The organism is Kitasatospora sp. NPDC051164 (genome assembly GCF_044455625.1).
Classification (GTDB): Bacteria; Actinomycetota; Actinomycetes; order Streptomycetales; family Streptomycetaceae; genus Kitasatospora.
On sequence record NZ_JBITFB010000009.1, the window covers coordinates 60,622 to 85,559 of the forward strand.

Here is a 24,938-nt window from a genome sequence, read left to right on the forward strand (position 1 = left end):
GGGCGTGCGCCTGATCACCGGCTAAACCACCGGGGCGGCCGAATCCGCCAACTCGCCAGCGCGGCCGGTGGAGTTCACGACATGCTGGGGTATGAAACCAGCGCCGTCGCGGCACCGTCGGGCACGGGGGGAACGGGTGATGGAGCAGGAACAGCAACGGCCGTACTTCTTCTTCAGCTACGCGCGTCGTGACTTCGAGGCCGAGGACGCCTTCGTCAACCAGTTCTTCAACGACCTGCGCGACGAACTCGGCCGGCTCGTCGGGACGGGTGTACGCGTCGAGGAACTCGCCTACCGCGACACCGAGCAGCTGCGGCTCGGCGACGACTGGGCCGAGAAGCTGGCGACGATGCTGGGCCGCAGCCGGACCATGATCGCGCTCTACTCCCCGGCCTACTTCACCAGCCTGTACTGCGGCAAGGAGTGGACCGCCTTCCGCGGCCGGGTCCGGCGCCACCACGAGGACAGCGGGGAGCTCATCCCGGCCCTGATCCCGGTGCTCTGGGAGCCCGTCGTGCCCGGCGAGCTGGCCGACGAGGTGACCAAGATCCAGTGGGCCCAGCCGGACATGGGCGAGGCCTACGCCCGGTACGGCCTGCGGGCCCTGCTGCGCACCGCGCAGAGCGAGGCGTACGAACAGGTCGTCCGGGTGGTCGCCGAGCGGGTCCGGGAGGCGGCCGCGCGCCGGCTCGGCGAGCTGCCCGAGTTCGACCTCGGCACGGTGCGCGGCTACTTCCCGCCCCCGGCGGCGCCGGAGGTGGTCTCCGCCCCCGGCATGGTGCGGCTGTTCATCGCGGCCGGGCGCGCCTCGGAGGCCGCCGCCGAGGGCGGCTCGTGCGCGGGCGGCTGGTACGGCGCCAAGCCGTGGCACTGGGCGCCCTACCATCCGCCCACCAACCCGTCGCTGGTGGCGCGCGCCCAGCAGGTGATCACCGCCGCCGGGCACACCACCACGTTGGAGGAGGTCGACGGCGGCCTCGGCGGGAAGCTCGACCAGGCCCGCGAGGACAGCCAGGTCAGCATCCTGCTGGTGGACCCGTGGGTGGCCGGCGGCGAGCGCTACCGCTCCGCGCTGCGCGAGTACGACGACCAGAACCACCCCGTCACCGGCGTGATGGTGCCCACCGGCAGCGCCGACCCGGCCGACGGGCCGGAGCGCGACACCCTGTGGGCGGGCGTACGCGACGTGTTCCGGCGCAACTGGCTGCGCCGGAGCGACATGGAGCACTTGTTCCGGGTCAAAGTGAGCCGGGAGAGCTTCGACAACGACCTCACCATCATGGTGACGGTCGCTCAGAACAAGCTCATGGACGACAACCTGGATTGGGGGGACGATGGCAGCGACGCTTTCGGCTTCGGCCCCGGCGGCGGCCCGGCCATGCCAGGGCTGTCCATCCCGGCCGGCCCGCCCGGACCCCGCCAGGGCCCGCCCGCGCGCCTCGATCCGAGCCCGGGCCGCACGGACCTCCCGCACCAGAGTCGTGGCAAGGACAACGCTGTCCCGTTGAGGGGAGACCAGGACGATGACCACTGAGCCCGGCGCAGAGTCGGAGCGCGGCGGACCGGGTTCGGTCGTCACGTTCTACTCCTTCAAGGGCGGCACCGGCCGGACCATGGCCCTGGCCAACGTCGGCTGGATCCTCGCCAGCCGGGGCCTGCGCGTCCTGGTCGTCGACTGGGACCTGGAGGCCCCCGGCCTCCACCGGTACTACCACCCGCTCCTGGTCGACCCCGAACTGCACTCCACCGACGGCCTGATCGACCTGCTGCGCTCCTACGTCAAACAGGCGCTGCCCTCCGCCACCGGCCCGGTCGGCCTCTCCCCGGCCGCCTGGCTGGACGAACCCGGCCGCCTCGACGGCTACCTCTGCGGCCTCGCCCTCGACCTGCCGCCCGGCGGCCGGCTCGACTTCCTGCCCGCCGGCCGCCAGAACGCCGCCTACGCCGCCGCCGTCACCAGCTTCAACTGGCGCAGCTTCTACCACGGCCGGGACATCCGCGGCGGCGAGTTCCTGCGCGAACTGCGCGAACGCTGGGCGCGCGGGTACGACTACGTGCTCATCGACAGCCGTACCGGCGTCAGCGACACCTCCGGCATCTGCACCGTCCTGATGCCCGACACCGTCGTGGACTGCTTCACCTTCAGCGCCCAGAACATCCGCGGCGGCGTCGACGCCGCCCGGGCCATCGCCGAGGCCGAGGAACGGGCGATCCGGGTGCTCCCGGTCCCGATGCGGGTCGAGGACGCGGAGCAGGAGCGTCTGGAGGCCGGCCGCGACTACGCCCGCGAGGCCTTCGCGCCCTACCTCGGCCGCTGGCTGCCCGGCGACCGGCGGGCCGCCTACTGGGCCGACGTCGAGGTGCCGTACAAGCCGTTCTACGCCTACGAGGAGGTCCCCGCCACCGTCGCCGACCGGCCGCAGGAGGCCCGCAGCCTGCTCAACGCCTTCGAACGGCTGGCCGGTTGGATCACCGACGGTCGGGTCCGCACCCTGCGCCCACTCACCTCCGAGACCCGCCGCCGGCTCTACGGCGCCTACCTGCGCTCCGCCCGCGCGGTGCCGCGCCAGGTCTTCGTGAGCTACGCGCCCGAGGACCGGATGTGGGCCGAGTGGGCCGCCGGCACCCTCACCCGCTTCGGCTACCAGACCTCCCTGCACAACGCCGCCGATCCGTACACCGGCCCCCGGCCGCCGGAGGTCGCCGGACCGCTCGAAGGCCAGGGCCGGCTGCTCGCCCTGCTCTCGCCCGAGTACACCGCCCTGCCCCGTGCCGCCGAGGTCTGGCAGCTCCTGCAGGGCCGGGAACTCGTCTCCGGCTCACCGGCGTTGGTCGCCCTGCGGCTGCAGGACTCGGACGAGCCGGTGCCCCGCCCGTTCTCCGGACAGGCCGCCCCCGACCTGGTCCGCTCCGCCGCGGCGGGCGCCGAGTCCCAGCTGTACGGCGAACTCGGCCCGCCACCCGGCAGCACCCGCCAACTCGACACCGACAGCGGCGAGATCATCGCACCCGCACGCTTCCCCGGCACCGCGCCGCAGGTCCAGGAAGCGCCCTCGCGCAACGCCGCCTTCATCGGCCGCGGCCGACTGCTCGAACTGCTCCGCAACCGCTTCACCGGCGGCCCCGCCGCCGTGCTCAGCCAGGTGCTCTACGGCTTCGGCGGCGCCGGCAAGTCCCAGATCGCCGCCGAGTACGCGCACCGCTTCAAGGCCGCTTACGACGTGGTCTGGTGGGTGCCCGCCGAGGAGCCCGCCAACATCCCGCAGAAGCTCGCCGAACTCGCCCCCCGGCTCGGCGTGCCCACCAGCGACGACGTCGCCCACACCGCCGCCGCCGTCCTCGACGCGCTGCGCCGCGGCCAGCCGTACCGCCGCTGGCTGCTCGTCTTCGACAACGCCGGCACCCCCGAGGAACTCGCCCCCTGGCAGCCGGCCGGCTCCTCCGGCGGGCATGTGCTGATCACCTCCCGCAACCAGGGCTGGGCCCGGCACGCCGGCCTGGTGGAGGTCGACGTCTTCCTCCGCGAGGAGAGCGTCCGGCTGCTGCGCCGCTTCAACAGCGGCCTCTCCCCGGAGGACGCCGACCAGGTCGCGCAACGCCTCGGCGACCTGCCGCTCGCCGTCGGCCAGGCCGCCGTCTGGCTCCAGGAGACGTCGATGCCGATCGCCACCTACCTCGAGCTCCTCGACGAGGAGCTCACCGAGATGCTGGAGCGCACCCGGCTGCGCACCGCCGACTACCCGCACTCGGCCGCCGCGACCTGGCGCATCTCCGTCGAGGAACTCCGCCGGATGAACGCCCCGGCCGCCCAGATCCTGGAGATCTGCGCCTTCTTCGGCCCCGACGCCATCCCGATGCGACTGCTCTACAGCCGGGCCGTCACCCGCGCCCTGCGGCTGCCCCCGCGCGCGCCCCGCGACAAGCTCGCGATCGGCGAATTCCTGCGCGCCATCAACCGGTTCGGGCTCGCCCGCACCGACCAGGGCAGCGAGACCATCACCGTGCACCGGCTGGTCCAGGCCGTCCTCCGGGACCAGGTCGAGGAGGAGCGGCGGGCCGAACTGCGCGGCGTCGTCCACGCCGCACTCGCGACCGCCAACCCCGGCGACCCGGACGTCCCCGCCAACTGGTCCGAGTACGCCGAACTCCTGCCCCACCTCTGGCCGTCCGGGGCCGTCGACAGCGCCGACGAGGACGTCCGGCAGTGGATCATCGACTCGGTCCGCTACCAGTGGAAGCGCAGCCTGCACGAGTCCGGCCGCGAACTGGCCGAACGGACCCTGGAACACTGGCGCCAGGACGGCTACGGCGGCCCCGGCTTCGACGCCGACAACGACGCCCAGACGCTCATGCTGCGCACCCAGCTGAGCAACATCCGCCGCTCCCAGGGCGCCCTCCAGGAGGCCTACGAGATGGACCGGGACATCCTGGACCGCTTCACCGCGACCCTGGGCCCCGAGCACTCGCACACCCTCGCCGTCGCCAACAGCCTCGGCGCCGACCTGCGCTTCCTCGGCCGCTACGACGAGGCCCGGGCGCTCGACCGCCGGACCCTGGACGCCGCCCGGCGCACCCTGGGCCCCGACCACCCGCGCACCCTGATGATCACCAACAACCTCGCCGTCTCCGACTACCTGGCCGGCGACCGCCGGGCCGCCCTGGAACGGCACCGCAGCAACTACCTCCAGCAGCGCGACGCGCTCGGCGCGCACAGCCTCTACGCGCTGTCCTCCGCCTCCAACTACGCCCGCGACCTGCGCGAGACCGGGCGGCTGCGGGAGGCCCTGGACCTGCTGGAGGAGACCGTCCGGATCTACCAGCAGACCATCGGCGACGGCCACACCGACACCCTGCGCGCCCGCAAGAACCTCGCCGTGGCACTGCGCCGGGCCGGCCGCTACCACGAAGCCCTGGAGATAGACGAGGACATCTACCAGCGCTACCTGGACATCAACGGCGCCGAGCACCCCGACACCCTGGCCGCCGCCACCAACCTCGCCAGCGACCTCAGTGCCCTCGGCGACACCACCCGGGCCATCCCGCTGGCCGAACGGGCGCTCGCGCGGTACCGCGACTACCTGGGCGAGAACCACCCGGTGACGCTGGCCGGCGCCAACAACCTGTCGGTCTACCTGCGGCTGGCGGGACGCACCCAGGAGGCGCTGGAGCTGTCCGGGCGCACCCTGACGCAGTTCCGGGCCGTCCTCGGCGCCCACCACCTCTACATCCCGATCGCGATGATGAACCACGCCAACGACCTGGCGCTGTCCGGCCGGACCCAGGCCGCGCTCGACCTGGAACTGGAGGCCGCGCCACTGATGTCCGAAGCCCTCGGCCCCGACCACTACGACTCCATCGGCATCAAGTCCAACCTCTCGCTGTCGCTGGCCGCCTCCGGACAGGCCGAACGCGCCGCCGAGCTGCGGGCGGACTGCATCCGGCGGGCGCAGGTGACACTGGGAGAGGAGCACCCCACGACGGTGGCGGTGCGGGCGGGAGCGCGACTGGACTCGGACGTGGAGCCGCCGCACGTGTGACGGCACGTCAGGAGACGGCGGGTCGGGAGGCTTGTCGGGCGGCGCTAGGCTCACGGGCATGGTGCCGTTCCGGCAGTTCCTGCTGAAGATCCACAGTCGGTGCAACCTGGCCTGCGACTACTGCTACGTGTACGAGAGCGCGGACCAGAGCTGGCGCCGGCGGCCCCGGCGGATGGAACTCGCGACGGTCCGCCGCACCGCCCGGCGGATCGCCGAACACGCCGCCGAACACGGGCTGGACGAGATCTCCGTGGTGCTCCACGGCGGCGAGCCGCTGCTCGTCGGAACAGGCCATCTGGACGCACTGCTCGGCGAGTTGAGCGGCGCGGTGGCGGGCGGCCCGCGGGTGCGGTTCAGCCTGCAGACCAACGGGCTGCGGCTGCTGGAGGAGCCCTCACTCCTCGACGTCCTGCACCGGCACCGGGTCGCGGTCGGGGTGTCCCTCGACGGCACCCGGGCCGACCACGACCGGCACCGCCGGCTGCCCTCCGGCGTGGGCAGCTGGGCACGGACCGCCGAGGCGGTGCGGCTGCTCGGCACGGACCGGCACCGGGAACTGTTCGCCGGCCTGCTGTGCGTCGTCGACCTGGCGGCCGACCCGGTGGACACCTACGAAGCGCTCCTGGAGTTCGCACCGCCCCGACTCGACCTGCTGCTGCCCCACGGGACCTGGCTCGCCCCGCCACCCGGACTGCGCGCACGGCCCGTGCCCGGCGCGCCACCGTCCGGCGCGGACCCGGCGCCGTACGGGGAGTGGCTGATCGCCGCCTTCGACCGCTGGTACGGCGCGCCGCGGCGGGAGACCGGAGTGCGGCTGTTCGAGGAGCTGGCCGTCCTGCTGCTCGGCGGCCGGGCCGCCAGCGAAGCGGTCGGACTGACCCCGGTCGACCTGGTGGTGATCGAGGCGGACGGCACCATCGAGCAGGCGGACAGCCTCAAAGCGGCGTACGACGGCGCCCCGGGGACCGGCCTGGACGTGTGGCGGCACGGCTTCGCGGAGGCGGCCGCGCACCCCGCCTTCCGGGCCCGCCAGCGCGGCCTCGCCGGGCTCGGACCGGTCTGCGCCGGGTGTCCGCTGGCCCGGGTCTGCGGCGGCGGGCTGTACGCGCACCGGTGGGCGGGGGACGGTGCGGGCGGGGGCTTCGGGCACCCGTCGGTGTACTGCGCGGACCTGGACCGGCTGGTCCGGCACATGGGGGGGCGACTGCGGGAGGGGCTCCGGGGGTGGGGCTCCCGGGAGGGTGGGTGCGGGGCGGCTCCGGGGGTGGCCGCTCCGGGGGCTGGATGATTTTCCGACTGCCGACTCTGTGGGTGGGGTGCTGATCGCCGTTGGCAGTCTGAAAATCACCCGCAACGCCCCTCTCCGGGCCACCCCCTGCGCCGCCCCTCCCGCAGCGCGTCCCTCTCGCTGGTGGAGGGGGGAGGAGGGGAGGGGGAGGGGGGTGTGGGTGTGGGTGTTGCTGGGGGTGGGGGTGGGGGTGGGGGGTCGTCCGTTTGGGTCATGCGCGGTCGTTGGCCGGATTGTTCGGTACGCCGGGGGGAGACTGCGGGGCGGATGCGGGCGGCATGGAGGAGGAGCGGTGGCGGGTACGGGCGAGGCGGTGGCGGCCGGGGTTCCCGGCGCGCGTGGGGTGGACGGGCTGCCCCGGCATGGCGTGGATCGGGCGACGTTCCGGGCGATCGCCGGCGCGCGCGGCGGGCCGGAGGCCGTCCGGGTGCTGCGCGCCGGGCAGTTGAGCAAGCGCGCGCTGCTGCTGCTCGCGCTGCTCCGGGCGGCGCCGGAGCACGAGGGTTACCGCGAGGCGTACGGGCGGGTGCGGGTGCTGCGGCTCGAGGACCGGGCGCGGTGGGAGGAGGTGCTGCTGCGGCCGGAGTTGGACGCCTGGGCGGCTGACTGCCTGCGTGCTGTCGCGGGTGGCACGGACGGTCCGTCGGGAAGGGCTGGTGAGTTGGGCGGCCTGGGGGAGTTTCTCCGGGCGGATGGCGGCCGGGCGCTGGTGCTGGAGTGTGACGGGCTGCGCTGGGCGCCCTCCGTCGACCATGCGGGGCCGCGCCGGGTGGACTACGGGCGCCCTCCGGCCGGGCCGTTGTCGGAGGCCGAACTCGCCTGCTGGGAGGAGCGGTTGTCCGAGGCCTGGCGGATCCTGGTGCGCCGCCACCGGCGCCACGCCGAGGCCGTGGCGGCCTGCGTCGCCACGGTCGTCCCGCTGCGCCCGGCCCCCGGTGGGGAGGCGGTCAGTGCGGCGGCCCGGCGGGCGTACGGGGCGGTGGCGGCCTCGCTGCCGGACGATCCGGTATTGCTGGCGCTGGCGTTGGTCCACGAGTTCCTGCACGTCCAACTCGGCGCGCTGCTGGACCTGGTGCCGCTGCACCGGCCCAACGGCCCGGCCGTCTACCACGCCCCCTGGCGGCCCGACCTGCGTCCGGCGGGCGCGCTGTTGCAGGGCACGTACGCGCACCTGGGCGTCGCGGACTTCTGGTGCGCGGAGGCTGCCGCCGGTGCGGGTGGGGCGGGTCGTGCGGAGCGGGAGTTCGTGCGCTGGCGGGCGCACACCCTGGCGGCCGCCGGAACCCTGCTGGAGTGTGGCGAACTGACGGCGCAGGGGAGGGAGTTCACGGAGGAGTTGGTTCGTTCCGTCCGCGAACTGGGTGGTGGGGGGCGGCGTGGTTGAGCCGTTCGGGGGAGGGCCGTCGCGCCCCGGCGGGTGTGGATGAGGGGAATCAACCGGGGGATTCGTACGCTGACCCGGGTGGCGGCCCTGGCGCTCGGCCCGGCGACACGCTTCGGCGCGCGCCACGGCGAAGTGCGCGACCGCTGAACGGGTGAATTCTCGGGGGTTCTGCGGGCCGTCGTGCGACGTCGGCCGCCCGGGGAGCCCAACTTGAGTCCGCAAGGTGCCGCGCGGAGTCTTCGCGGGCACTACATTTGGTCTCAATCGGGTGGGCTTACCCGCCCTCGGCAGGTCCTAACCGCGCCTAAGGAAACGAATATGACACCGGTAATCAGCACCAAGCCGGCCGGCAAGCTCACTGACACTCAGGAGACGCCGGAACGCCCGTCCCTCGCCGACCTCGCCGCCCTCGGAGCGGGGGAACTCGCCTCCCGCCTCCAGCGCGCGCTCCCCGGCGCGGATTCCGGCCTCGTGCCGGTAGCGGCCTTCAACTCCTCGATCTGACCCGGCCCGGACCACCGAGCCGCACCCAGACCGAGCCGATCCGAACGGATCTCCGAACAGTTCCATGACGACGTCAATTCCGCTGCCCCTGACGCAGTTCGTGGTCAAGATGCACAGCAGGTGCGATCTCGCCTGCGACCACTGCTACGTCTACGAGCACGCGGATCGCAGCTGGAGCTCCCGCCCGAAGGTCCTCGCGGACGGGATCCTGGCCAAGGCCGCCGAACGCATCGGCGAGCACGCGGCCGCCCACCGGCTGCCCGCCGTCCGGGTCGTCCTGCACGGGGGAGAACCCCTGCTCGCCGGCCCGGACCGCTTGCGCCGCGCCGCCGAGGCGTTCCGCGCGGCGCTCCCGCCCGGCTGCGCGCTCGACCTGCGCATCCACACCAACGGCGTGCTGCTGAGTCGCGCCTTCTGCACGCTGTTCGCGGAGCTGGACCTCAAGGTCGGCATCTCGCTGGACGGCGACAGGGCCGCCAACGACCGCCACCGGCGCTTCGCCGACGGCCGCACCAGCCATCCGCAGGTGCTGCGGGCCGTCGCACTGCTGAACAAACCCGAGTACCGGCACCTCTTCGCCGGGCTGCTCTGCACGATGGACGTCGAGAACGACCCGGTGGCCGTGTACCGGGCGCTGGCCGAACTCCGCCCGCCCGCCGTGGACTTCCTACTCCCCCATGCCACCTGGGTCGAGCCGCCCAAACGCCCCGAAGCCCTGGGCGCCACCCCGTACGCCGACTGGCTGCTGACCGTCCACCGGCTGTGGGAAGCGGACGGCCGCCCGTTCGCCGTACGGACCTTCGAATCCGTGCACCGCACCCTGCGCGGACTCTCCAGCCTCACCGAGTCGCTCGGGCTGGAGCCCTCGGACCTGGCGGTCCTTGAGACCGACGGCACCTTCGAGCAGGCCGACAGCCTGAAGACCGCGTACGACGGCGCGCCCGCCACCGGGATGAACGTTTTCGCGCACAGCCTCGACGACCTCGCCCGCCACCCCGGCATCGCCGCCCGTCAGTCCGGCCTGGCCGGACTGAGCGAGGCCTGCCGCGCCTGCTCCGTGGTCCGCTCCTGCGGTGGCGGGCTGTACGCCCACCGCTTCCGGAGCGACGATGGGGGAGACAGCTTCGACCATCCCTCCGTCTACTGCGGTGATCTCATGGCGCTCATCAACGGTCTCGCGGGGAGCGGCCCTTCGGCTGCCGTGCCGGTACGGGCGGGTGAACCGCCACTGCCCGCAGCCGAGTTGTTGCCACCCGGTGTCGAGCCGTTGCTGCCGGGCGCGCTCACGTCGTCGCAACTCGACGAACTCGCGCGCGGGTACGGCGGCGCGGACACCGTCGCCGCACTCGGCCGCTCCCAACTCGCCCTCACCCGGGCGATGCTGGCCGCCGCCTGGGACGCCTCCGGACAGGGGCGGCCCGAGGCGTGGGCCCTGCTGTCCGCACTGGACGTCGAAGCCCCCGCCGCTGTCGACGCCGTCCTCACCCACCCGTACGCCCGGGCCTGGGCGGCCCGGCGGCTCGCCGGCGACCTCCCGGTCGGGCTCGGCCCGCTGGCCGCGCTGGCCGCAGCCGCGGCGGTGCGGGCCGGGCGGGGGGACGCGGTGCCGGTGCCCGTGCGAGGCGGGTGGCTGCACCTGCCGACGCTCGGGCGGATCGCCGTACCGGACGGGGAGGTGGTGGTCACCGGTCGGGCGGACGGCTTCGAGGTACGGGCCTGCGACGGCTCGGTGCGCACGGGGCTGGACGAGCCGCTGCGGCGGATCCGGCTGGCCGGCGGGTGGACCCTCGCCCTGGAGGACACCGACCCGCTGCGCGACTGCCACGACCACCCGGTCGCGGACCGGCTGCCCGGCGGCGAACTGCTCGACTGGACCGGCGCGTTGCGCGAAGCCTGGGAACTGCTCGGGCGGGACCTGCCCGCGTACGCGGAAGGCATCCGGACCGGACTGGCGACGGTCACCCCGTTGCGGCCGGGCCCGGCAGGCCGGGACGTCAGCTCGGCGGCCCGGCAGGCGTACGGCGCCGTCGGCATCGCCCGGCCGGCCACCGCGCCCACCCTCGCGCTCCTGCTCGCGCACGAATTCCAACACGTCAAACTCGGCGCCGTACTGGACCTCACGGACCTGTACGACCGCGACGACACCACGCTGTACTTCGCGCCCTGGCGGCCCGACCCCCGGCCGCTCGAAGGGCTGCTCCAAGGCACGTACGCCCACCTGGCCGTCACCGAGTACTGGGGCACCCGCACCCTCGCGTACGACGGCCTGCCCGGCGAAGCCGCCGACCGGACGCGCGCACAATTCGCGCTCTGGCGGCAGTACACCGCCGAAGCCGTGGAACGGCTCGCCGAGTCCGGAGCCCTGACCGGGACCGGCTTGCGCTTCGCCGACGGCATGCGTGCCACCGTCACACCCTGGCTCGCCCTGTCGCTGCCCGCCGCCGCCGAGCACGCGGCCGACCGGGCACGACACGAACGGGCCGGGGTCTGATCTCCCACTCCGCCCGCCCCGGGACCTCCCTCGCCCGGGGCCCTCAACCCCGGGGAACCGTCATCCTCACCGAACCCCGTGTCGGCAGCGTCGCCGTCGCAGACGTCGCCGTCGCCGACCCTGTCCGCTCCCACGTCCGCCCCCTGCGCCGCGCATTCGCCGACCTCGGGGTCCGCCCGGGCATGGTGCTGCACGTCCAGGCGTCCCTGCGCACCCTCGGCCCGGTGCCGGGCGGGGCCGCCGGCGTGATCGACGCCCTGTTGGACATCCTGGGCCCCGACGGCACCCTGGTCGCCTACACGGCCACCCCCGAGAACTCCGCCACCTCACGCATCCACCAGGCCGCGGTGGCCGGACGCTCCCCGGAGGAAGTCGCCGACTACCAGGCCCGGATGCCGCGCTTCGACCCGTCCACCACCCCGGCGTCGCCCACCATGGGCGCCCTGTCGGAGGCCATCCGCACCCACCCCGGCGCGCTCCGCAGCCGCCACCCGCAGACCTCCTGGGCGGCGCTCGGCCGCCACGCGCAGGAGATCACCGGCCGACACCCCGACGAATGCCACCTGGGCCTCGACTCCCCCCTGGGTCGGCTCTACGACCTGGACGCCCGGGTCCTGATGATCGGCGTCCCGATCGACCGCTTCACCGCCTTCCACCTCGCCGACCTGCGGCTGCCCGACGTCCCCGTCCGCGAGTACCGCTGCGTGGGGGAGGACGGCTGGACGGTCTTCAAGGCACCGGACTTGGACGACCTCCACTTCGCCGGGCTGGGCGCCGAGGTCCTGCGCCTCGCCCACGGCATCACCACCGCCCACATCGGCGGCGCCACCTGCCGCCTCGTCCCGGTCCGGGAGGCCGTCGACCTGGCGGAGCAGGTCCTCCGTCGCACCCGCACCACCTGAATCCGCCCGGTCGCCCGTCGCCCCGAACCGCCGTGCGCGGGAAGTCGGCCAGGCCGACTCGGCGGTCGTGTCGTCGTCCGCGATGGCAACCACGCTCCGTGGGCGTCGCCGGGGCTTTCCTTTCCCGGTGCCGGCTGGCCGTGGAGCTTCGACCCCGACCCTGCCCGGCTCGTCCTCCCCGTCCTCTCCGGCCATCCGCTGACCGCCGGGCAGTGGGGCCGCGTTCGCGAGGAACTGGCGGGTGCCGGGTAGGCACCCCGCGCCCGGGCGGTCAGGCCACGGGCACCTCGTCCCGCTCGGGGAGCTACGTGCGTGGTCCGATGAGCTGCTTGTCGTGGCCGGCCACGGTCAGTTTGCACTGGCCGTCCTCGCAGGAGCGCTGGAGGCGGCCCCGCGAGACGGTCTGCACCAGTCCGATCGCCCAGCACATCGGGCAGCCGCGCAGGGCGAGCAGACCGACCGGCAGGAGAACCAGGCTGAGCGGCCCGACCAGCGGCAGGAGGACGACCGAGCCGACCAGCGAGCCGAACCCCACCACACCGCGCACGATGTGCTCGGGCAGGGACTTGCTCGCGAAGTCGGGTCCCCCGGGCCCGGTGCCGACGTCATGCTTCGTTTTCGTCATCGTTCCCTCCAAGGACTGGTTCGGGGGTGCCCCGCAGTGCGTGGTGAACCGCCGCACGGGCCCGGTGCAGGCGAGACTTCATCGCCGCCGTGCTGAGGCCCAGCGCATCGGCGGTCATCCGGCCGCTGTAGCCCTGGACGTCCCGCATGATCAGCACACGGCGCTGGTCCAGGGGCAGGGCGGCGACCGCAGCCGCCACCCTGCCCGCTTCCAGGCGGTGCAGGACCTCGTCCTCGGCCGAGGCCACGGGGGTGTCCTGCGGCAAGGGCGCGGTGTGGTCCCGCAACCGGGCCCGCGCCCGCCGGAGGCACTCGTTGCGCACGATGCGGAACATCCACGAGGCCAGGGCACCGGACGCCCGCAGCATCCCGATCTTGCGGTACAGGATGATCAGGGCCTCCTGCGCCGCGTCCTCCGCGTCCTCCGGGGAGGCGCAGAGGGAACGGGCGAACCGCTGCACGTTCGGGTGCGAGCCCGACACCAACGCGGCGATCGAGTCGACGTCGCCGCCCTGCGCTGCGGCGATCAGCTGCTCACCCGGCCAGGACGAGTCAGCCACGCCCGGCTCGCTTGCGCTTCACGACGAGCATGCAGGTACAGAGCAGCACCAGGGCAATGGCGATACCGATTCCGATGACCACGACTACCTCCGGATCCCGTGCCCGACGTTTGTCGGCACGTCCATAAGAGGCACGGGCCGCCGAAAAGGATTCAGCCGATCTCTGGTCCGGGTGCTGAGGTGTGTGGTCAGGAGACGAGGTGGTCGAACGCGCCGGCGTTGGCACCGCTGATCCAGGCGCCGGGCTTGCGGCGGGTGGTGGTGACGACGGCGGTGGGGTCGTCGGACTCGCCGCCGGGGTGCGGAGCCGCAGAAGTCGGGCAGGCGGGTCTGGCTCGAGCCGGACGGCGTCGTGTGAACGCGCTCCACCCGATCCACCCGGCCGATCCGGCCCCGGGGCGGCTCGCCGGTCGGGACATCACCGCACCGATCGTGGAAATCCGCACCGAGGGGCGCGAGTTCAAAGCGCCACCGGGGGTGAGGCGCTCAGGCCGCCGCGAGTTCGCGGACCGTGGTGGCGATGGCGGCGAAGTCCTTGCGCAGGATCTTGGAGTGGTTGCTCGGGACCTTCGCGCTGACCTTGATGTTCGGGTTGCGGGCGAGCACCGGGTCGAGGCCGGCGCGGATCCCCTCCATCACCTTGGGGTCGCCGCCCAGGTTGCCGCCGGTGGCGAGGACGTACCGGGTCGGTACGGCGACGCGGTCGAAGACCGGGTCGAGGAGGGCGGGCGCGCAGAGTTCGTTGAGTTCGATGTTGATCTCGGCGTGCTGGGCGGCGCTCATCCGCGCCGCCATGCCGAGCCGGCGGCAGAGCGGGAACAGCGGGCTCAGGCGGCGGAACAGCGTGCGGATCCGGGCCCTGGTGGCGTCGTCGAGCCACTCGTGCGCCATCGCGCCGTCCACGGACACCACCGCCGACACACGGTCGGGGTGCCGGGCGGCCCACTGGATCGCGAGCATGGCGCCGTAGGACCAGCCGACCAGGATCGGCCGCTCGATTCCCCGCGCCGTGAGGACGGCGTCGAGGCTGCGGACGGACGACTCGAAGGAGTAGTCGGAGGAGGTCCCGGACTTGCCGCGGGCGCGTTCGTCGAAGGTGATGTGCCGGTAACCGTCACCCAGTTCGGCGATGACGTGCTTCCAGTGCGACTGGTCGGCGTAGGAGCCGTTGAGATACACGATCGCCTGGCCCGGGCCGCCGGTGTCGGTCACGGCGAGGGCGGTGTCGTCGACCGGGACCTTGCCGGTCCAGGAGGGGTGCTTGATGCTCATGGCGTTCCTTTCCGGGGTTCGGGGGCTCAGAGGCTGCGGGCGGTGATGTCGCCGTGCGGGGTGGTGGCGCGGATGTCGAGGGTGGTGGTGCCGTCGTTGCGCAGGGCGTTGCCGATGCGGCCGTAGCCGGTGGCGGCGTCGAGGGCGGCGGAGACGCCGGGGGCGGCGCCGACGGTGATGGAGCCGGATTGGGTGTCGAGGGTGACGGTGCCGCGCGTGGCCTGGGTGATGCGGATGTCGCCGCGTGCGGTGGTGATCTCGGCGGGGCCGCCCAGGCGGCCGATCTCGATGTCGCCGTCGATGGCGGTGAGGCGGACGCTCTCGGCTTCGTCGATCTTGATCTGGCGGTAGGCGCCGTCGAAGGCGAGGTCGCCGAGGCGGCCGACGACGCGCAGTTCGCAGGCTTCGGTCGTGGCCTCGACGTGGGAGCCGGCGGGCAGTTGGACGGTGACCTCGACCGAGCCGGCGCCGAAGAGCGGGTTCTTGGCCTCGGGGGTGTGGATCCGCAGGAGGCCGTCGGCGTAGGAGGCGGTGGTCTGCTCGGCGGTCCGGACGTCGCGGTTGTTGGCGGGGTCGGCGGGCCGGATCTCGACGGTGGTGTCGGTGCGGTCGGCGGCGATGAGCTGGACGCGGCCGGCCGGGATGTCCAGGACGGCGGTGATCGCGGCGGGGGTGTCGAACTTCTGCATCGTGCTCTCCTTCGTGAGGCGGCGGGCGCTCCGTGCGCCCGCCGTTTCTGACGATGGAAAAGCTACGTTGCGTTCGATGATCAGGCAACGCATTCGTTGCGCAAAATATGCATCGCTGCAGGTAGTTGCCGGGAAATCATTGCAATAGACCTGCAGCTAACGCAACGTCATGCGTCTTGTTCATTGCAATGGCGTGAGGATGAACGCTATACGGGCTTCAGTCGCAGCCGCCGGAACGGCCAGGGGGCCGGTAGGGCGGGGCCGAACCAGAGGCGGACGTCCTCGCCGGTGCGGACGGGCAGGGCGGGGAAGTCGTTCTCGGCGTGTTCGGTGCGGTGCAACGCGTGGGCCGGGGCGAGGTGCCGGGCGGCGTAGGCGTCGAAGGCGGCCGCGTCGGCGGGGTGGCAGACGGTGGCGAGCACCTCGCGCGCGCCCGGACGCGGGGTGAAGCCGGGGCCGCGCAGCAGCAGGACGTCGTCGCTGTCGACCATGGTGGCGTTGGCCGCCTCGCGGTGCTCCCGCCAGACCGGGCCGTAGTAGAAGGCCTCCAGCGAGCGGCGGCGCTCGGACATGGAGGGGAAGGCCCGCAGCCAGACGAAGCGGTCCGGGTCGTCCAGGTCGCGGAAGCGGCCGCCGACGGCGATGCCGACCGCCTCCTGTCCGGTCACGAACTCGCGCTCGAAGAGCTCGATCAGGGTTTCCCGGGCGCCGGGGCGCAGGGTGTACTGGCGCAGTTCGACGATGCTCATGCGTCGAGACCGCCGAGACCGCCGAGGTCGCCGAGGCCGCCCAGGGCCGGTCCGGTGCGGGTGAAGTCCATGGTCCAGTTGTGCTCCCAGGTGCGGCCGCCGTCGGCGGAGAACTCCTGCTCCCAGCGGGCGGTGTCCGGGCCGAGCCGGTGCCAGGTGAAGTGCACCCGGATCGGGCGGCCCTGGTAGGTGTCCTCGCCGTGGAAGTCGCCGCGGTCGCCCGTGAAGCCGCCGACCACCGGAGGGTCCAGGCGGCCGGTCCGGCTGTCCGACCAGTGGATCGACCACTGCTCCGTCTCGCGGTCGAAGAGCCGCAGGGTGACGCCCCGGCGGCCGAGGGTGGGGAAGGTGATCTCGTCGATGTTCCCGGCGCCCCCGAACAGCGGCCGGATCACCGCATGGCCGGGGAACTCCTCCCAGGTTCCCGTGCCCGTGCCCGTGCCGGGGCCGCCGAGCGGGGTGGTGAGGCGGCGGTTGGCCACGTTCCAGGTGCCGTGCAGGAAGTCGAAGTCGTTCATGAGCCGCAGGTTAGGGGCACTCCACTGACATCCACTGTCAGTGGACCCGGGGATACTGGGCGGCATGCGCGCGAGTCGGCTGGTCACCCTGCTCCTGCTGCTCCAGAACCGGGGCCGGATGACGGCCGAGCAGCTGGCCGGCGAGCTGGAGGTCTCGGTCCGTACGGTCTACCGGGACGTCCAGGCGCTCGCCGCCGCCGGCATCCCGCTGTACGGCGACGCCGGACACGCCGGCGGCTACCGGCTGGTCGACGGCTACCGCACCCGCCTCACCGGGCTGACCGCCGACGAGGCGCAGGCCGCCTTCCTTGCCGCGCTCCCGGGCACGGCCGCCGAACTCGGACTCGGTGAGGCGCTCGCCGCCGCCCAGCTCAAGCTGAGGGCCGCTTTTCCGGCCGAGCTGCGCGAGCAGGCCGGGCGGATCCAGGAGCGCTTCCTGCTCGACGCCCCGGGCTGGTACGGCGACCCGGACGACACCCCGCACCTGGCCGCCGTCGCCGCAGCGGTGTGGGCGCGGCGGGCGGTGGTCCTGCGGTACCGGCGCTGGCGGGCGCCGGAGGAGGTCGAGCGGCGGGTGGAGCCGTACGGTCTGGTGCTCAAGGCCGGGCGCTGGTACCTGGTCGCCGGCGGGCCGTCCGGGATGCGGACCTACCGCGTTGACCAGATCATCGAACTCGCCATGACGGAGCATGAGTTCGAAGCCCAGGGCGACTTCGACCTCGCCTCGTACTGGACGGCCTACCTCGCCGACTTCCGGGCCCGGCTGCACACCGGCGAGGCGCTGGTCCGGCTCACCCCGGAGGGCGCCCGCCGCCTCGGCGTGACACCCGCGGACGACGGTTGGACGGAGGCCCGGGTGCCCATCGAGTCGGTCGACCACGCGCACGGCGAGTTCCTGCGGCTCGGCGCCGACGTCGAGGTACTGGAACCGGCCGAACTTCGCGACCGCGTCGCCGCGACGGTACGGGCACTGGCCGCCCGCTATCCGGGGTGATCCTCAGGCGACGAAGTGGTCGAACTCGCCGGCCTTGGCGCCCCGGACCCAGGCGTCGAACTTGACGCGGGTGGTGGTGACGATGTGGGTGGGGTTGTTCGATTCGCGGATGTAGACGAGGTCGCCGTCGGAGGCGATCTCCAGGTAGTTGGCTTGGTCGCCGCTGGTGCTGGACCTCTGCCACTCAAGGTGTTCCACGGTTGCCTTCCTCGGGTCCTGTGGTGGACGTGCTGACAATATCCGCGAGCAGAGCGGCATGGGATTGGGAAGCCACTACGGTTTACCCGGACATCACACGGCGGCGGGGGTTGTCGATGCAGGGCGCGGTGATCGGTGGGCGCTACCGGATGGGCGAGCGCATCGGGTCGGGCGGCATGGGCGAAATCTGGAGTGCCCACGACACCAGGCTGGCCCGGGATGTCGCCGTCAAGCTGATCCTGCCGCGCTTCGACGGCATGGACGACAGTGCGGAGCAGGCCCGCTTCCAGCGGGAGGCGCGGCTCACCGCCCGGCTCCACCATCCGAACATCGTCGGTGTCCACGATTGCGGGATCCACCTGGAGGCCGGGCTGCCGATGCCTTTCGTGGTCATGGACCTCCTCGCCGGGCAGTCGCTCGCCGCGCTGCTGAAGTCTGGCCGGCGTCCTGGCGTCGCGGAAGTCGTGGACTGGGGCATGCAGGTCTGCGGGGCGCTGGCTGTGGCGCACCGCGAGGGCGTCGTGCACCGCGACATCAAGCCCGCCAACCTCTTCCTCACCCGCCGTGTCGACGGTACCGAGGCTGTCGTCGTCCTCGACTTCGGCATCGCGGCCTACCTGCAGGGGAACCACACCCAGCTCACCCCTGACGGATACATGATCGGCACTGCCGCCTACATGGCCCCCGAGCAGGCCAGGCGCGAGAGCGTCGACGGCCGTGCGGACCTGTACGCGCTCGGCTGTGTGCTGTACGAACTCCTCACTGGTGCGCCGCCGTTCGGCATCCATGCGAATCCGGCGGCCCTCGCGGCCGCCCACATGTACGAGCCGCCCGTGCCGCTGCGGCAGCACCGGCCCGACCTGCCCCACGGCCTCGACCGGTTACTGCTCCAGCTCCTCGCGAAGAGCCCGGCCGGCCGCCCCCCGTCGGCGCTCGCTGCCGCCGAGGCCCTCGCGGGCGCCACCGACGACCGGCTCCCCACCGCGGGGGAACTGACCGTGACTTACGACCTGGCCAATTCCCTCGGTCGGCTGGGGCGCCACGGGGAGGCGGCGGCGTTGCTGGACGGGTTGGCGGCGGACCGTGCTCGCGTCCTGGGCGCCGACCACCCGGACACCATCAAGGCTCGGCACAACCGCGCGTACAACCTGGGTGAGGCAGGGCGCCACCTGGAGGCGGCGGCGCTGCTGGAGCGGGTGGTGGCCGACCGGGCGCGCGTCCTGGGTCCTGATCATCCGCACACGCTCACGGCCCGCCACAACCAGGCCTACTACTTGGGTCAGGCAGGGCAGCATGCTCGGGCGGCGGTGCTGCTGGAAGGGGTGGTGGCCGACCGAGCGCGTGTCCTGGGTCCTGATCATCCGCACACGCTCACGGCCCGCCACAACCACGCGTGCAACCTGGGCGAGGCGGGGCGCCACCTGGAGGCGGCCGGTCTGCTGGAGCGGGTGGCGGCCGACCGGGCGCGCGTCCTGGGGCCGTCCCATCGGCTCACGGTCATGTCCCGCAGGAGCCATGCGGTCTACGCCGAACGGATCGGGCGGTTCGGTTGACCGTCGGCCCGATCGGCCTCGTCAACCGGCCGTCGGTCGACTGCCGCGGCGGCATCGTTTCGGTCATGTCAATTCGTGCGAGTCGTTGTGCTATTCCATTGGGGTGTCAGTCGTTCCTACACTGAAGCCCCGCCGCACGGGGGCTGCGGGAGGCAGGTTGCCGACGGGCCCGGGGGAGGCGCGTGTGACTGACCGGGGCTGGGACGAGGACGACACCCGGCCGTACTTCTTCCTCTCCTACGCGCACACCCCGAAAGCCGGTGCGCGTGGCGCCGGCGACCCGAACCACTGGGTCCGGCAGCTGTACCGGGACCTCTGCGAGGCGGTGCTCCAGCTGACCACCGCCCCGGACGGGGTGCCGGTGGGCTTCATGGACGAGTCCATGCACCAGGGCGAGTTGTGGGCCGATCGGCTGTCCGACGAGTTGGCGAGCTGCCGGGTGTTCGTCCCGCTGTACTCCCCCCGGTACTTCAACAGCGTGCCGTGCGGTCAGGAATGGCACGCCTTCACCCGTCGTCCGGTCTATCCGGCGAACCTCGACTCGGAGCGCACCAGCGGCATCGTCCCGGTGCTGTGGGCGCCGATGAGCCGTTACCGGCTGCCGAAGGTGGCCAGTGAACTCCAGTTCAACCACGCGAGTTTCGGGCCCGACTACGCCACCGAGGGCCTGTACGCGCTGATGAAGCTCACCTACTTCCGTTCCGCGTACGAGCTGGCCGTGCACCGCCTGGCGGCCCGGATCGTGCAGGTGGCGGAGGAGACGGTGATCCCGGTCGGGCGGCGTCTCGAATTCAACTCCCTCCCCAGTGCGTTCAATGTGACCGCCCCGACCAGGCAGCTGCGGATCTCGGTACTCGCCTACCACCAGGGCGAGTTGCCGGATGGCCGCAATCCCGACTACTACGGCGAGCGGCGCACCGACTGGCATCCGTACCGGCCGGTCGGCTCGCCCATCGCGCAGCACGCGGTGCGGCTGGCACGGCAGTTGGGGTTCCAACCGACCGTGCACGAGTTCGACGACGAGGCCGCGTCGATCATCGAGGGCAACGCCGAGGCCCCCGGCCTGCTGCTGCTCGACCGGTGGGCGCTGCGCGATCCGCGCCGGCGCGAACTGGTGCGGCGCTTCGACCGCTCGGACGCCACCTGGGTGAGCGTGCTGGAGCCGTGGAACGCCGACGACCCGGAGTGCCAGGAAAGCGCGGGCGAGCTGGGCGACCTGAGCGACGACACGCTGCGCATCACCCGGCGGGCGGGCCGTCCGAGCTTCCTCGGCGCGACCGGCCCGGCCCGCGCGACCGGGCTGCATTCGCTGGAGGACTTCGACGACGCGCTGCCCCGGGCCGCGATGAAGGCCAAGTACGCCTTCGAGGGCCGTACCAGGGCCGAGCCGGAGGAACCTCCGCCGCCCCGGCCGAGTCTGCGGGACGCGTTCCGGCGCGGGGGAGGCGGGCCGGGGCCGGACGGCTCGGGCGAGGACCCCTTCGCCCAGGACGAGAACAACGGCGGCGACCGGAACAACGGCGGCGACCCGCACCGCGGGCGCGACCGGAACAACGGCGGTGACCCGTACCGCGAGCACGACCCGTACCGCGACGACGGCGATGACCCCGATGACGGGATGGCGCCCCTGGGAGGACGAGGAAACCGATGACCGAGAACCGCACCAGGAACCTCCGCCTCGGAGGCCTCACCGCCGCCGATCTGGTCGCCCAGCGCGAGGCCGAGCGGCGGGCCGCGGAGCAGGACCGCAACGGCCGGATCATCACCTTCTACTCGTACAAGGGCGGCACCGGCCGCACCATGGCCCTCGCCAACACCGCGTGGATCCTGGCCGCCAACGGCTTCCGGGTGCTCACCGTGGACTGGGACCTGGAGGCGCCGGGCCTCGCCAAGTTCTTCCACCCCTTCCTCGACCCGGCCTCCCTCGCCGGCACCACCGGGATGATGGACCTGATCGCCGAGTACCGCGAGGAGGCGCTGCGGCCGGTCGAGCACGCCGAGGGCTGGCACCTGGACTTCGCCCGGGTGCACCCGCACGCGCTGTCGCTCACCTGGCCGCACTTCCCGTCCACCGGCAGCCTGGACTTCCTCTCCGCGGGCCAGTTCAACCGGGACTACTCCGAGGCCGTCACCCACCTCGACTGGGACATCTTCTACGACCGCTTCGACGGCGGGCAGTTCTTCGACGCCCTCAAGGCCGACATGGCCAAGCGCTACGACTACGTGCTGATCGACTCCCGCACCGGCCTGTCCGACATCGCCGAGATCTGCACCGTGCAGATGCCCGACGACCTGGTGGTCTGCTTCACCCTGAGCGACCAGTCGATCGACGGCGCCTCCCGGATCGCCCAGCACATCCACGACCGCTACCGCGAGCGCGGCATCCGCATCCTGCCCGTCCCGATGCGCATCGACGAGGGCGAGAAGGAGAAGGCGGACGCGGGCCGGGCACTCGCCCGGGTCCGCTTCGACGGCCTGCCCGCCGGCTTCAACGGCGAGGAACTTGCCGCGTACTGGGGCTCGGTGGAGATCCCGTACCGGCCGTTCTACGCCTACGAGGAGATCCTCGCGACCTTCGGCGACCAGACCGGCACCCCGACCTCGATGCTGGCCGCCTGTGAGCGGCTGACCTCCATGCTCACCGACGGCCGGGCCCCCGGCCTGCCGCCGATGGACGAGGCGGTCCGGCTGCGCTACGTGGACGCGTTCACCCGCCGCCGCCCGTCCGTCCCGGCCGACCTCTACCTCTCCTACGTCCCCGAGGACCGGATGTGGGCGGACTGGATTGAGTCCGTCCTCACCCGGGCGGGCTTCCGGGTGCTGCCCCGCGACCTCAGCGCCGGCACCGACCCGCGCGAGGAGACCGAGCGCGGCATCGACTCGGCGTTCCGGACGGTCGCCGTGCTCTCGCCCGCCTACCAGCGTTCCCCGCAGGCCCGGGCGCTGTGGGAGTCGGTGGTCAGCTCCGACCCGTCCGGGACCAGGCGCCAGCTGCTGCCCGTCCGGGTCGGGGACGTGCGGCTCACCGCGCCGTTCAGCAACCGCAACCCGGTCGACCTGGTCGGCCGTGACGAGACGCAGTCGATCCAGAGCCTGCTGCGCGCCCTCGGCCGCGGCGACGTCCCGCTCGAAGACGCGCCCAACGGTGGGCCGCGCTTCCCCGGCAGCAAGCCGTCGGTGTGGGACGTCCCGCCGCGCAACCCCTCCTTCACCGGCCGCGCCGCCGTCCTGGAACAGCTGCGCAACCAGCTGCGCGGCGGCATGGCGGCCGTCCTGCCGACCCCGCAGACCCTGTACGGGCTCGGCGGCGTCGGCAAGACCCAGGTGGCGCTGGAGTACGCCCACCGCTTCATGTCCGACTACGACCTGGTCTGGTGGATCGACGCCGAACAGACCGAGCTGGTCGCCCCGGCCCTCGCCGAACTCGCCCGCCGGCTCGGCCTGCGGGTCGGCGACTCGGTGACCGAGGCCGCCGAGGCCGCCCGCGAGGCACTGCGCCGCGGCGTACCCACCTCGCGCTGGCTGCTGATCTTCGACAACGCCGACGAACCCGCCGAGATCCGCCGCTTCTTCCCCGGCGGCTCCGGCCACATCCTGGTCACCTCCCGCAACCAGGCCTGGACCGGGCACGCCGAGGCCCTGGAAGTCGACGTCTTCACCCGCGGCGAGAGCGTCGAACACCTGTGCCGACGCGCCCGCAGCCTCTCCCGGCCCGACGCCGACCGGGTCGCCGAAGCCGTCGGCGACCTGCCGCTCGCCGTCGAGGTGGCCGCCGCCTGGCTGGACACCACCGGCACCCCGGTGGAGACCTACGTCGCCCAACTGCACGCCGAAGCCGCCCGCGCACTCGCCGTCGGCCGCCCCGCCGACTACCCCACCCCGGTCGCCGCGACCTGGAACGTCTCCATCGGACGGCTGCGCCAGCAGTCCCCGGCAGCGGTGCGACTGCTGCAACTGTGCGCGTTCTTCGCGCCCGAGCCGATCTCGATGAACCTCTTCTACAGCGACCAGATGATCCGGGCGCTGGTGAAGTACGACGCCGACCTCAGCGACAAGTTCATGCTGGGCAAGGTCATCCAGGCGATCGGCCGGTACGCGCTGGCCAAGGTCGACGCCGGCAGCAACAGCTTCCAGGTGCACCGCCTGGTCCAGGCGGTGATCCGGGCCGGCATGACCGCCGACGAGCAGGAGATCGCCGTCCACGAGGTGCACCGCATCCTCACCGGCGCCCGACCCGTCCTCGGCGACACCGACGACCCGGCCAACTGGCCCGCCTTCGACGAGATCTGGCCACACCTGTCGCCGTCCAGGGCCCACAACTGCGACGAGGCCGACACCCGCCAGCTGCTCATCGACCGGGTCCGCTACCTGTGGAAGCGCGGCGAACTCGACCGCGCCCGCGACCTCGGCCACGCCCTCGACGCGGAGTGGACCAGCAAACTCGGCGAGGACGACCGGCAGACCCTGCTGCTGCGCTTCCAGCTCGCCAACGTGCTGCGCTCCCAAGGCAACTACGCCGAGGCGCTGGCCCTGGACGAGTCCACCCTGGAACGCCAGCAGGCGCTGCTCGGCGAGCACCACCCGTACACCCTGATGACGGCCGGCTCGCTCGGCGCCGACCGCCGGGCCCTCGGCCGGTTCCAGGCCGCACTCGACCTCGACCGCGAAATCCTCGACCAGTTCCGCGAGTTGTTCGGCGACGACAACCCGCGCACGCTCTCCATGGCGAACAACCTGGCGATCGACTACCGGCTGGTCGGCGACAGCGAGGCCGCCCGCGAACTCGACCAGGAGACCCTCGACCGGCGCACCGCCGTCCTCGGCCCCAAACACCCCTACACCCTGTCCACCAAGTCCAACCTGGCCCGCGACCTGCGCGAACTCGGCGACTACCGGGGCTCGGTGGACCTGCTGCAGGAAGTCACCTCCGACCTCGGCGACGTCCTCGACCCGGACCTCCCGGAGAACCTGCGCAACGCCAAGTCGCTGGCCGTCTCGCTGCGCCGCATCGGCCAGCTCGCCGAGGCCCGCCGGATCACCAAGGAGACCTACGAGCGCTACCTGGAGCGCTACGGCGCCGACGCCCCCGACGCCCTCGCCTGCGCGCTCAACCTGGCCGCCGACCACAGCGCCTCGGGCGACAAGGAAGCCGCCCGCGACCTCTGCTCCACCGTCTTCGAAGGCCACCGGCGGCTGTTCGGCGACGAACACCCGTTCACCCTGGCCTGCGCCAACAACCTCGGCATCTACCTGCGCGGCAGCGGCGACGTCCAGGGCGCCATCGAGCGCGGCCGGCTCACCGTCGAGGGACTGACCCGCTCGGTCGGACCGGAACACCCCTACACCCTCAACGCGATGATCAACCTGGCCAACGCCTACGGCGATGACGGGCAGCTGGCGCTCGCCGAACAGCTCGGCAGGGCCGCCCACCAAGGTCTGTGCGAGCGCTACTCGGGGCAGCACCCGGACGCGGTGGCCTGCGAAGCCAACCTGGCCGTCACCCTGCGGACGGCCGGCCGGCACACCCAGGCCGCCGAGCTGCGGGCGCGGTCGATCGCCGAGCTGATCCGGCAGTTCGGCGAGGAGCACCCCAACACGGTGTCGGCGCGCGGGTGGAAGCGGATCAACCGCGACCTGGAGCCGCAGCCGGTGTAAGACCTCCCGGGACCGGGGCG

19 protein-coding genes are annotated in these 24,938 nt (G+C 72.8%); 11 read left to right on the forward strand and 8 right to left on the reverse strand.

Annotated features, from left to right (window positions below; translation table 11 throughout):
- Nucleotides 1-139: 139 nt before the first annotated feature.
- The 7 genes from ACIBEC_RS15390 (at nt 140) to ACIBEC_RS15420 (ending at nt 12,106) form a co-directional block, all read left to right on the forward strand.
- Nucleotides 140-1,534: a TIR-like protein FxsC gene (locus ACIBEC_RS15390; RefSeq protein WP_360494655.1), complete on the forward strand. Its 1,395-nt coding sequence runs from the start codon at nt 140-142 to the stop codon at nt 1,532-1,534.
- Complete coding sequence (gene fxsT / locus ACIBEC_RS15395) at nt 1,524-5,537, forward strand: FxSxx-COOH system tetratricopeptide repeat protein (RefSeq protein WP_360494652.1); 4,014 nt, start codon at nt 1,524-1,526, stop codon at nt 5,535-5,537. Before ACIBEC_RS15390 ends, fxsT (ACIBEC_RS15395) begins: the two co-directional genes overlap by 11 nt.
- 58 nt (nt 5,538-5,595) lie before the next feature.
- A complete protein-coding gene (locus ACIBEC_RS15400; RefSeq protein WP_360494649.1) occupies nt 5,596-6,825 on the forward strand; it encodes an FxsB family cyclophane-forming radical SAM/SPASM peptide maturase in 1,230 nt (409 codons plus the stop codon).
- Between the two features lie 292 nt (nt 6,826-7,117).
- Nucleotides 7,118-8,209, forward strand: coding sequence for an aKG-HExxH-type peptide beta-hydroxylase (locus tag ACIBEC_RS15405; RefSeq protein WP_360494646.1), 1,092 nt, complete (start codon nt 7,118-7,120; stop codon nt 8,207-8,209).
- 318 nt (nt 8,210-8,527) lie between these two features.
- Complete coding sequence (locus ACIBEC_RS15410; RefSeq protein WP_360494643.1) at nt 8,528-8,713, forward strand: hypothetical protein; 186 nt, start codon at nt 8,528-8,530, stop codon at nt 8,711-8,713.
- A 64-nt stretch (nt 8,714-8,777) separates the two neighbouring features.
- Nucleotides 8,778-11,204 (forward strand): FxsB family cyclophane-forming radical SAM/SPASM peptide maturase, encoded by a 2,427-nt coding sequence (locus ACIBEC_RS15415; protein WP_360494641.1) that lies wholly within the window; start codon nt 8,778-8,780, stop codon nt 11,202-11,204.
- A 182-nt stretch (nt 11,205-11,386) separates the two neighbouring features.
- Entirely contained in the window at nt 11,387-12,106 is a 720-nt protein-coding gene (locus ACIBEC_RS15420) for an AAC(3) family N-acetyltransferase (protein WP_360494639.1), read from the forward strand.
- A gap of 304 nt (nt 12,107-12,410) precedes the next feature.
- Here the strand turns inward: ACIBEC_RS15420 and ACIBEC_RS15425 are convergent, their stop codons facing one another.
- The 7 genes from ACIBEC_RS15425 to ACIBEC_RS15455 form a co-directional block, all read right to left on the reverse strand.
- Nucleotides 12,411-12,731, reverse strand: a complete 321-nt coding sequence (locus ACIBEC_RS15425; RefSeq protein ID WP_360494636.1) for a hypothetical protein — start codon at nt 12,729-12,731, stop codon at nt 12,411-12,413.
- Complete coding sequence (locus ACIBEC_RS15430) at nt 12,712-13,290, reverse strand: RNA polymerase sigma factor (RefSeq protein WP_360494633.1); 579 nt, start codon at nt 13,288-13,290, stop codon at nt 12,712-12,714. Before ACIBEC_RS15430 ends, ACIBEC_RS15425 begins: the two co-directional genes overlap by 20 nt.
- 188 nt (nt 13,291-13,478) lie before the next feature.
- Nucleotides 13,479-13,709 (reverse strand): hypothetical protein, encoded by a 231-nt coding sequence (locus ACIBEC_RS15435; protein ID WP_360494630.1) that lies wholly within the window; start codon nt 13,707-13,709, stop codon nt 13,479-13,481.
- Between the two features lie 67 nt (nt 13,710-13,776).
- Complete coding sequence (locus ACIBEC_RS15440) at nt 13,777-14,562, reverse strand: alpha/beta hydrolase (RefSeq protein ID WP_360494627.1); 786 nt, start codon at nt 14,560-14,562, stop codon at nt 13,777-13,779.
- A gap of 26 nt (nt 14,563-14,588) precedes the next feature.
- Nucleotides 14,589-15,251, reverse strand: a complete 663-nt coding sequence (locus tag ACIBEC_RS15445) for a DUF4097 family beta strand repeat-containing protein (protein ID WP_360494624.1) — start codon at nt 15,249-15,251, stop codon at nt 14,589-14,591.
- Between the two features lie 206 nt (nt 15,252-15,457).
- Nucleotides 15,458-16,000, reverse strand: coding sequence for an NIPSNAP family protein (locus ACIBEC_RS15450; protein WP_360494621.1), 543 nt, complete (start codon nt 15,998-16,000; stop codon nt 15,458-15,460).
- Complete coding sequence (locus tag ACIBEC_RS15455) at nt 15,997-16,518, reverse strand: hypothetical protein (protein ID WP_360494618.1); 522 nt, start codon at nt 16,516-16,518, stop codon at nt 15,997-15,999. Before ACIBEC_RS15455 ends, ACIBEC_RS15450 begins: the two co-directional genes overlap by 4 nt.
- A 64-nt stretch (nt 16,519-16,582) precedes the next feature.
- Here ACIBEC_RS15455 and ACIBEC_RS15460 point away from each other — a divergent pair, with 64 nt between their 5' ends.
- Nucleotides 16,583-17,512, forward strand: a complete 930-nt coding sequence (locus ACIBEC_RS15460; protein WP_360494615.1) for a WYL domain-containing protein — start codon at nt 16,583-16,585, stop codon at nt 17,510-17,512.
- A gap of 3 nt (nt 17,513-17,515) precedes the next feature.
- Here ACIBEC_RS15460 and ACIBEC_RS15465 read toward each other — a convergent pair whose 3' ends face one another.
- Complete coding sequence (locus ACIBEC_RS15465; protein WP_360494612.1) at nt 17,516-17,710, reverse strand: DUF397 domain-containing protein; 195 nt, start codon at nt 17,708-17,710, stop codon at nt 17,516-17,518.
- A 23-nt stretch (nt 17,711-17,733) separates the two neighbouring features.
- Here ACIBEC_RS15465 and ACIBEC_RS15470 point away from each other — a divergent pair, with 23 nt between their 5' ends.
- From ACIBEC_RS15470 to fxsT (ACIBEC_RS15480), 3 genes are all read left to right on the forward strand, one after another.
- Nucleotides 17,734-19,263, forward strand: coding sequence for a serine/threonine-protein kinase (locus ACIBEC_RS15470; protein ID WP_360494609.1), 1,530 nt, complete (start codon nt 17,734-17,736; stop codon nt 19,261-19,263).
- A 184-nt stretch (nt 19,264-19,447) separates the two neighbouring features.
- On the forward strand, nt 19,448-20,914 hold the full coding sequence (locus ACIBEC_RS15475) for a TIR-like protein FxsC (protein ID WP_360494606.1): 1,467 nt from the start codon (nt 19,448-19,450) through the stop codon (nt 20,912-20,914).
- Entirely contained in the window at nt 20,911-24,918 is a 4,008-nt protein-coding gene (gene fxsT / locus ACIBEC_RS15480; protein ID WP_396287941.1) for an FxSxx-COOH system tetratricopeptide repeat protein, read from the forward strand. The genes ACIBEC_RS15475 and fxsT (ACIBEC_RS15480) overlap by 4 nt, the downstream gene beginning before the upstream one ends.
- The last annotated feature ends 20 nt before the right edge of the window (nt 24,919-24,938 follow it).

Bases quoted from the DNA above. Each gene is read 5' to 3' on its own strand.
- ACIBEC_RS15390 (WP_360494655.1), top strand. From the start codon at position 140: ATGGAGCAGGAACAGCAACGGCCGTACTTCTTCTTCAGCTACGCGCGT.
- fxsT (WP_360494652.1), top strand. From the start codon at position 1,524: ATGACCACTGAGCCCGGCGCAGAGTCGGAGCGCGGCGGACCGGGTTCG.
- ACIBEC_RS15400 (WP_360494649.1), top strand. From the start codon at position 5,596: ATGGTGCCGTTCCGGCAGTTCCTGCTGAAGATCCACAGTCGGTGCAAC.
- ACIBEC_RS15410 (WP_360494643.1), top strand. From the start codon at position 8,528: ATGACACCGGTAATCAGCACCAAGCCGGCCGGCAAGCTCACTGACACT.
- ACIBEC_RS15415 (WP_360494641.1), top strand. From the start codon at position 8,778: ATGACGACGTCAATTCCGCTGCCCCTGACGCAGTTCGTGGTCAAGATG.
- ACIBEC_RS15420 (WP_360494639.1), top strand. From the start codon at position 11,387: ATGGTGCTGCACGTCCAGGCGTCCCTGCGCACCCTCGGCCCGGTGCCG.
- ACIBEC_RS15425 (WP_360494636.1), bottom strand. From the start codon at position 12,731: ATGACGAAAACGAAGCATGACGTCGGCACCGGGCCCGGGGGACCCGAC.
- ACIBEC_RS15435 (WP_360494630.1), bottom strand. From the start codon at position 13,709: ATGTCCCGACCGGCGAGCCGCCCCGGGGCCGGATCGGCCGGGTGGATC.
- ACIBEC_RS15440 (WP_360494627.1), bottom strand. From the start codon at position 14,562: ATGAGCATCAAGCACCCCTCCTGGACCGGCAAGGTCCCGGTCGACGAC.
- ACIBEC_RS15445 (WP_360494624.1), bottom strand. From the start codon at position 15,251: ATGCAGAAGTTCGACACCCCCGCCGCGATCACCGCCGTCCTGGACATC.
- ACIBEC_RS15450 (WP_360494621.1), bottom strand. From the start codon at position 16,000: ATGAGCATCGTCGAACTGCGCCAGTACACCCTGCGCCCCGGCGCCCGG.
- ACIBEC_RS15455 (WP_360494618.1), bottom strand. From the start codon at position 16,518: ATGAACGACTTCGACTTCCTGCACGGCACCTGGAACGTGGCCAACCGC.
- ACIBEC_RS15460 (WP_360494615.1), top strand. From the start codon at position 16,583: ATGCGCGCGAGTCGGCTGGTCACCCTGCTCCTGCTGCTCCAGAACCGG.
- fxsT (WP_396287941.1), top strand. From the start codon at position 20,911: ATGACCGAGAACCGCACCAGGAACCTCCGCCTCGGAGGCCTCACCGCC.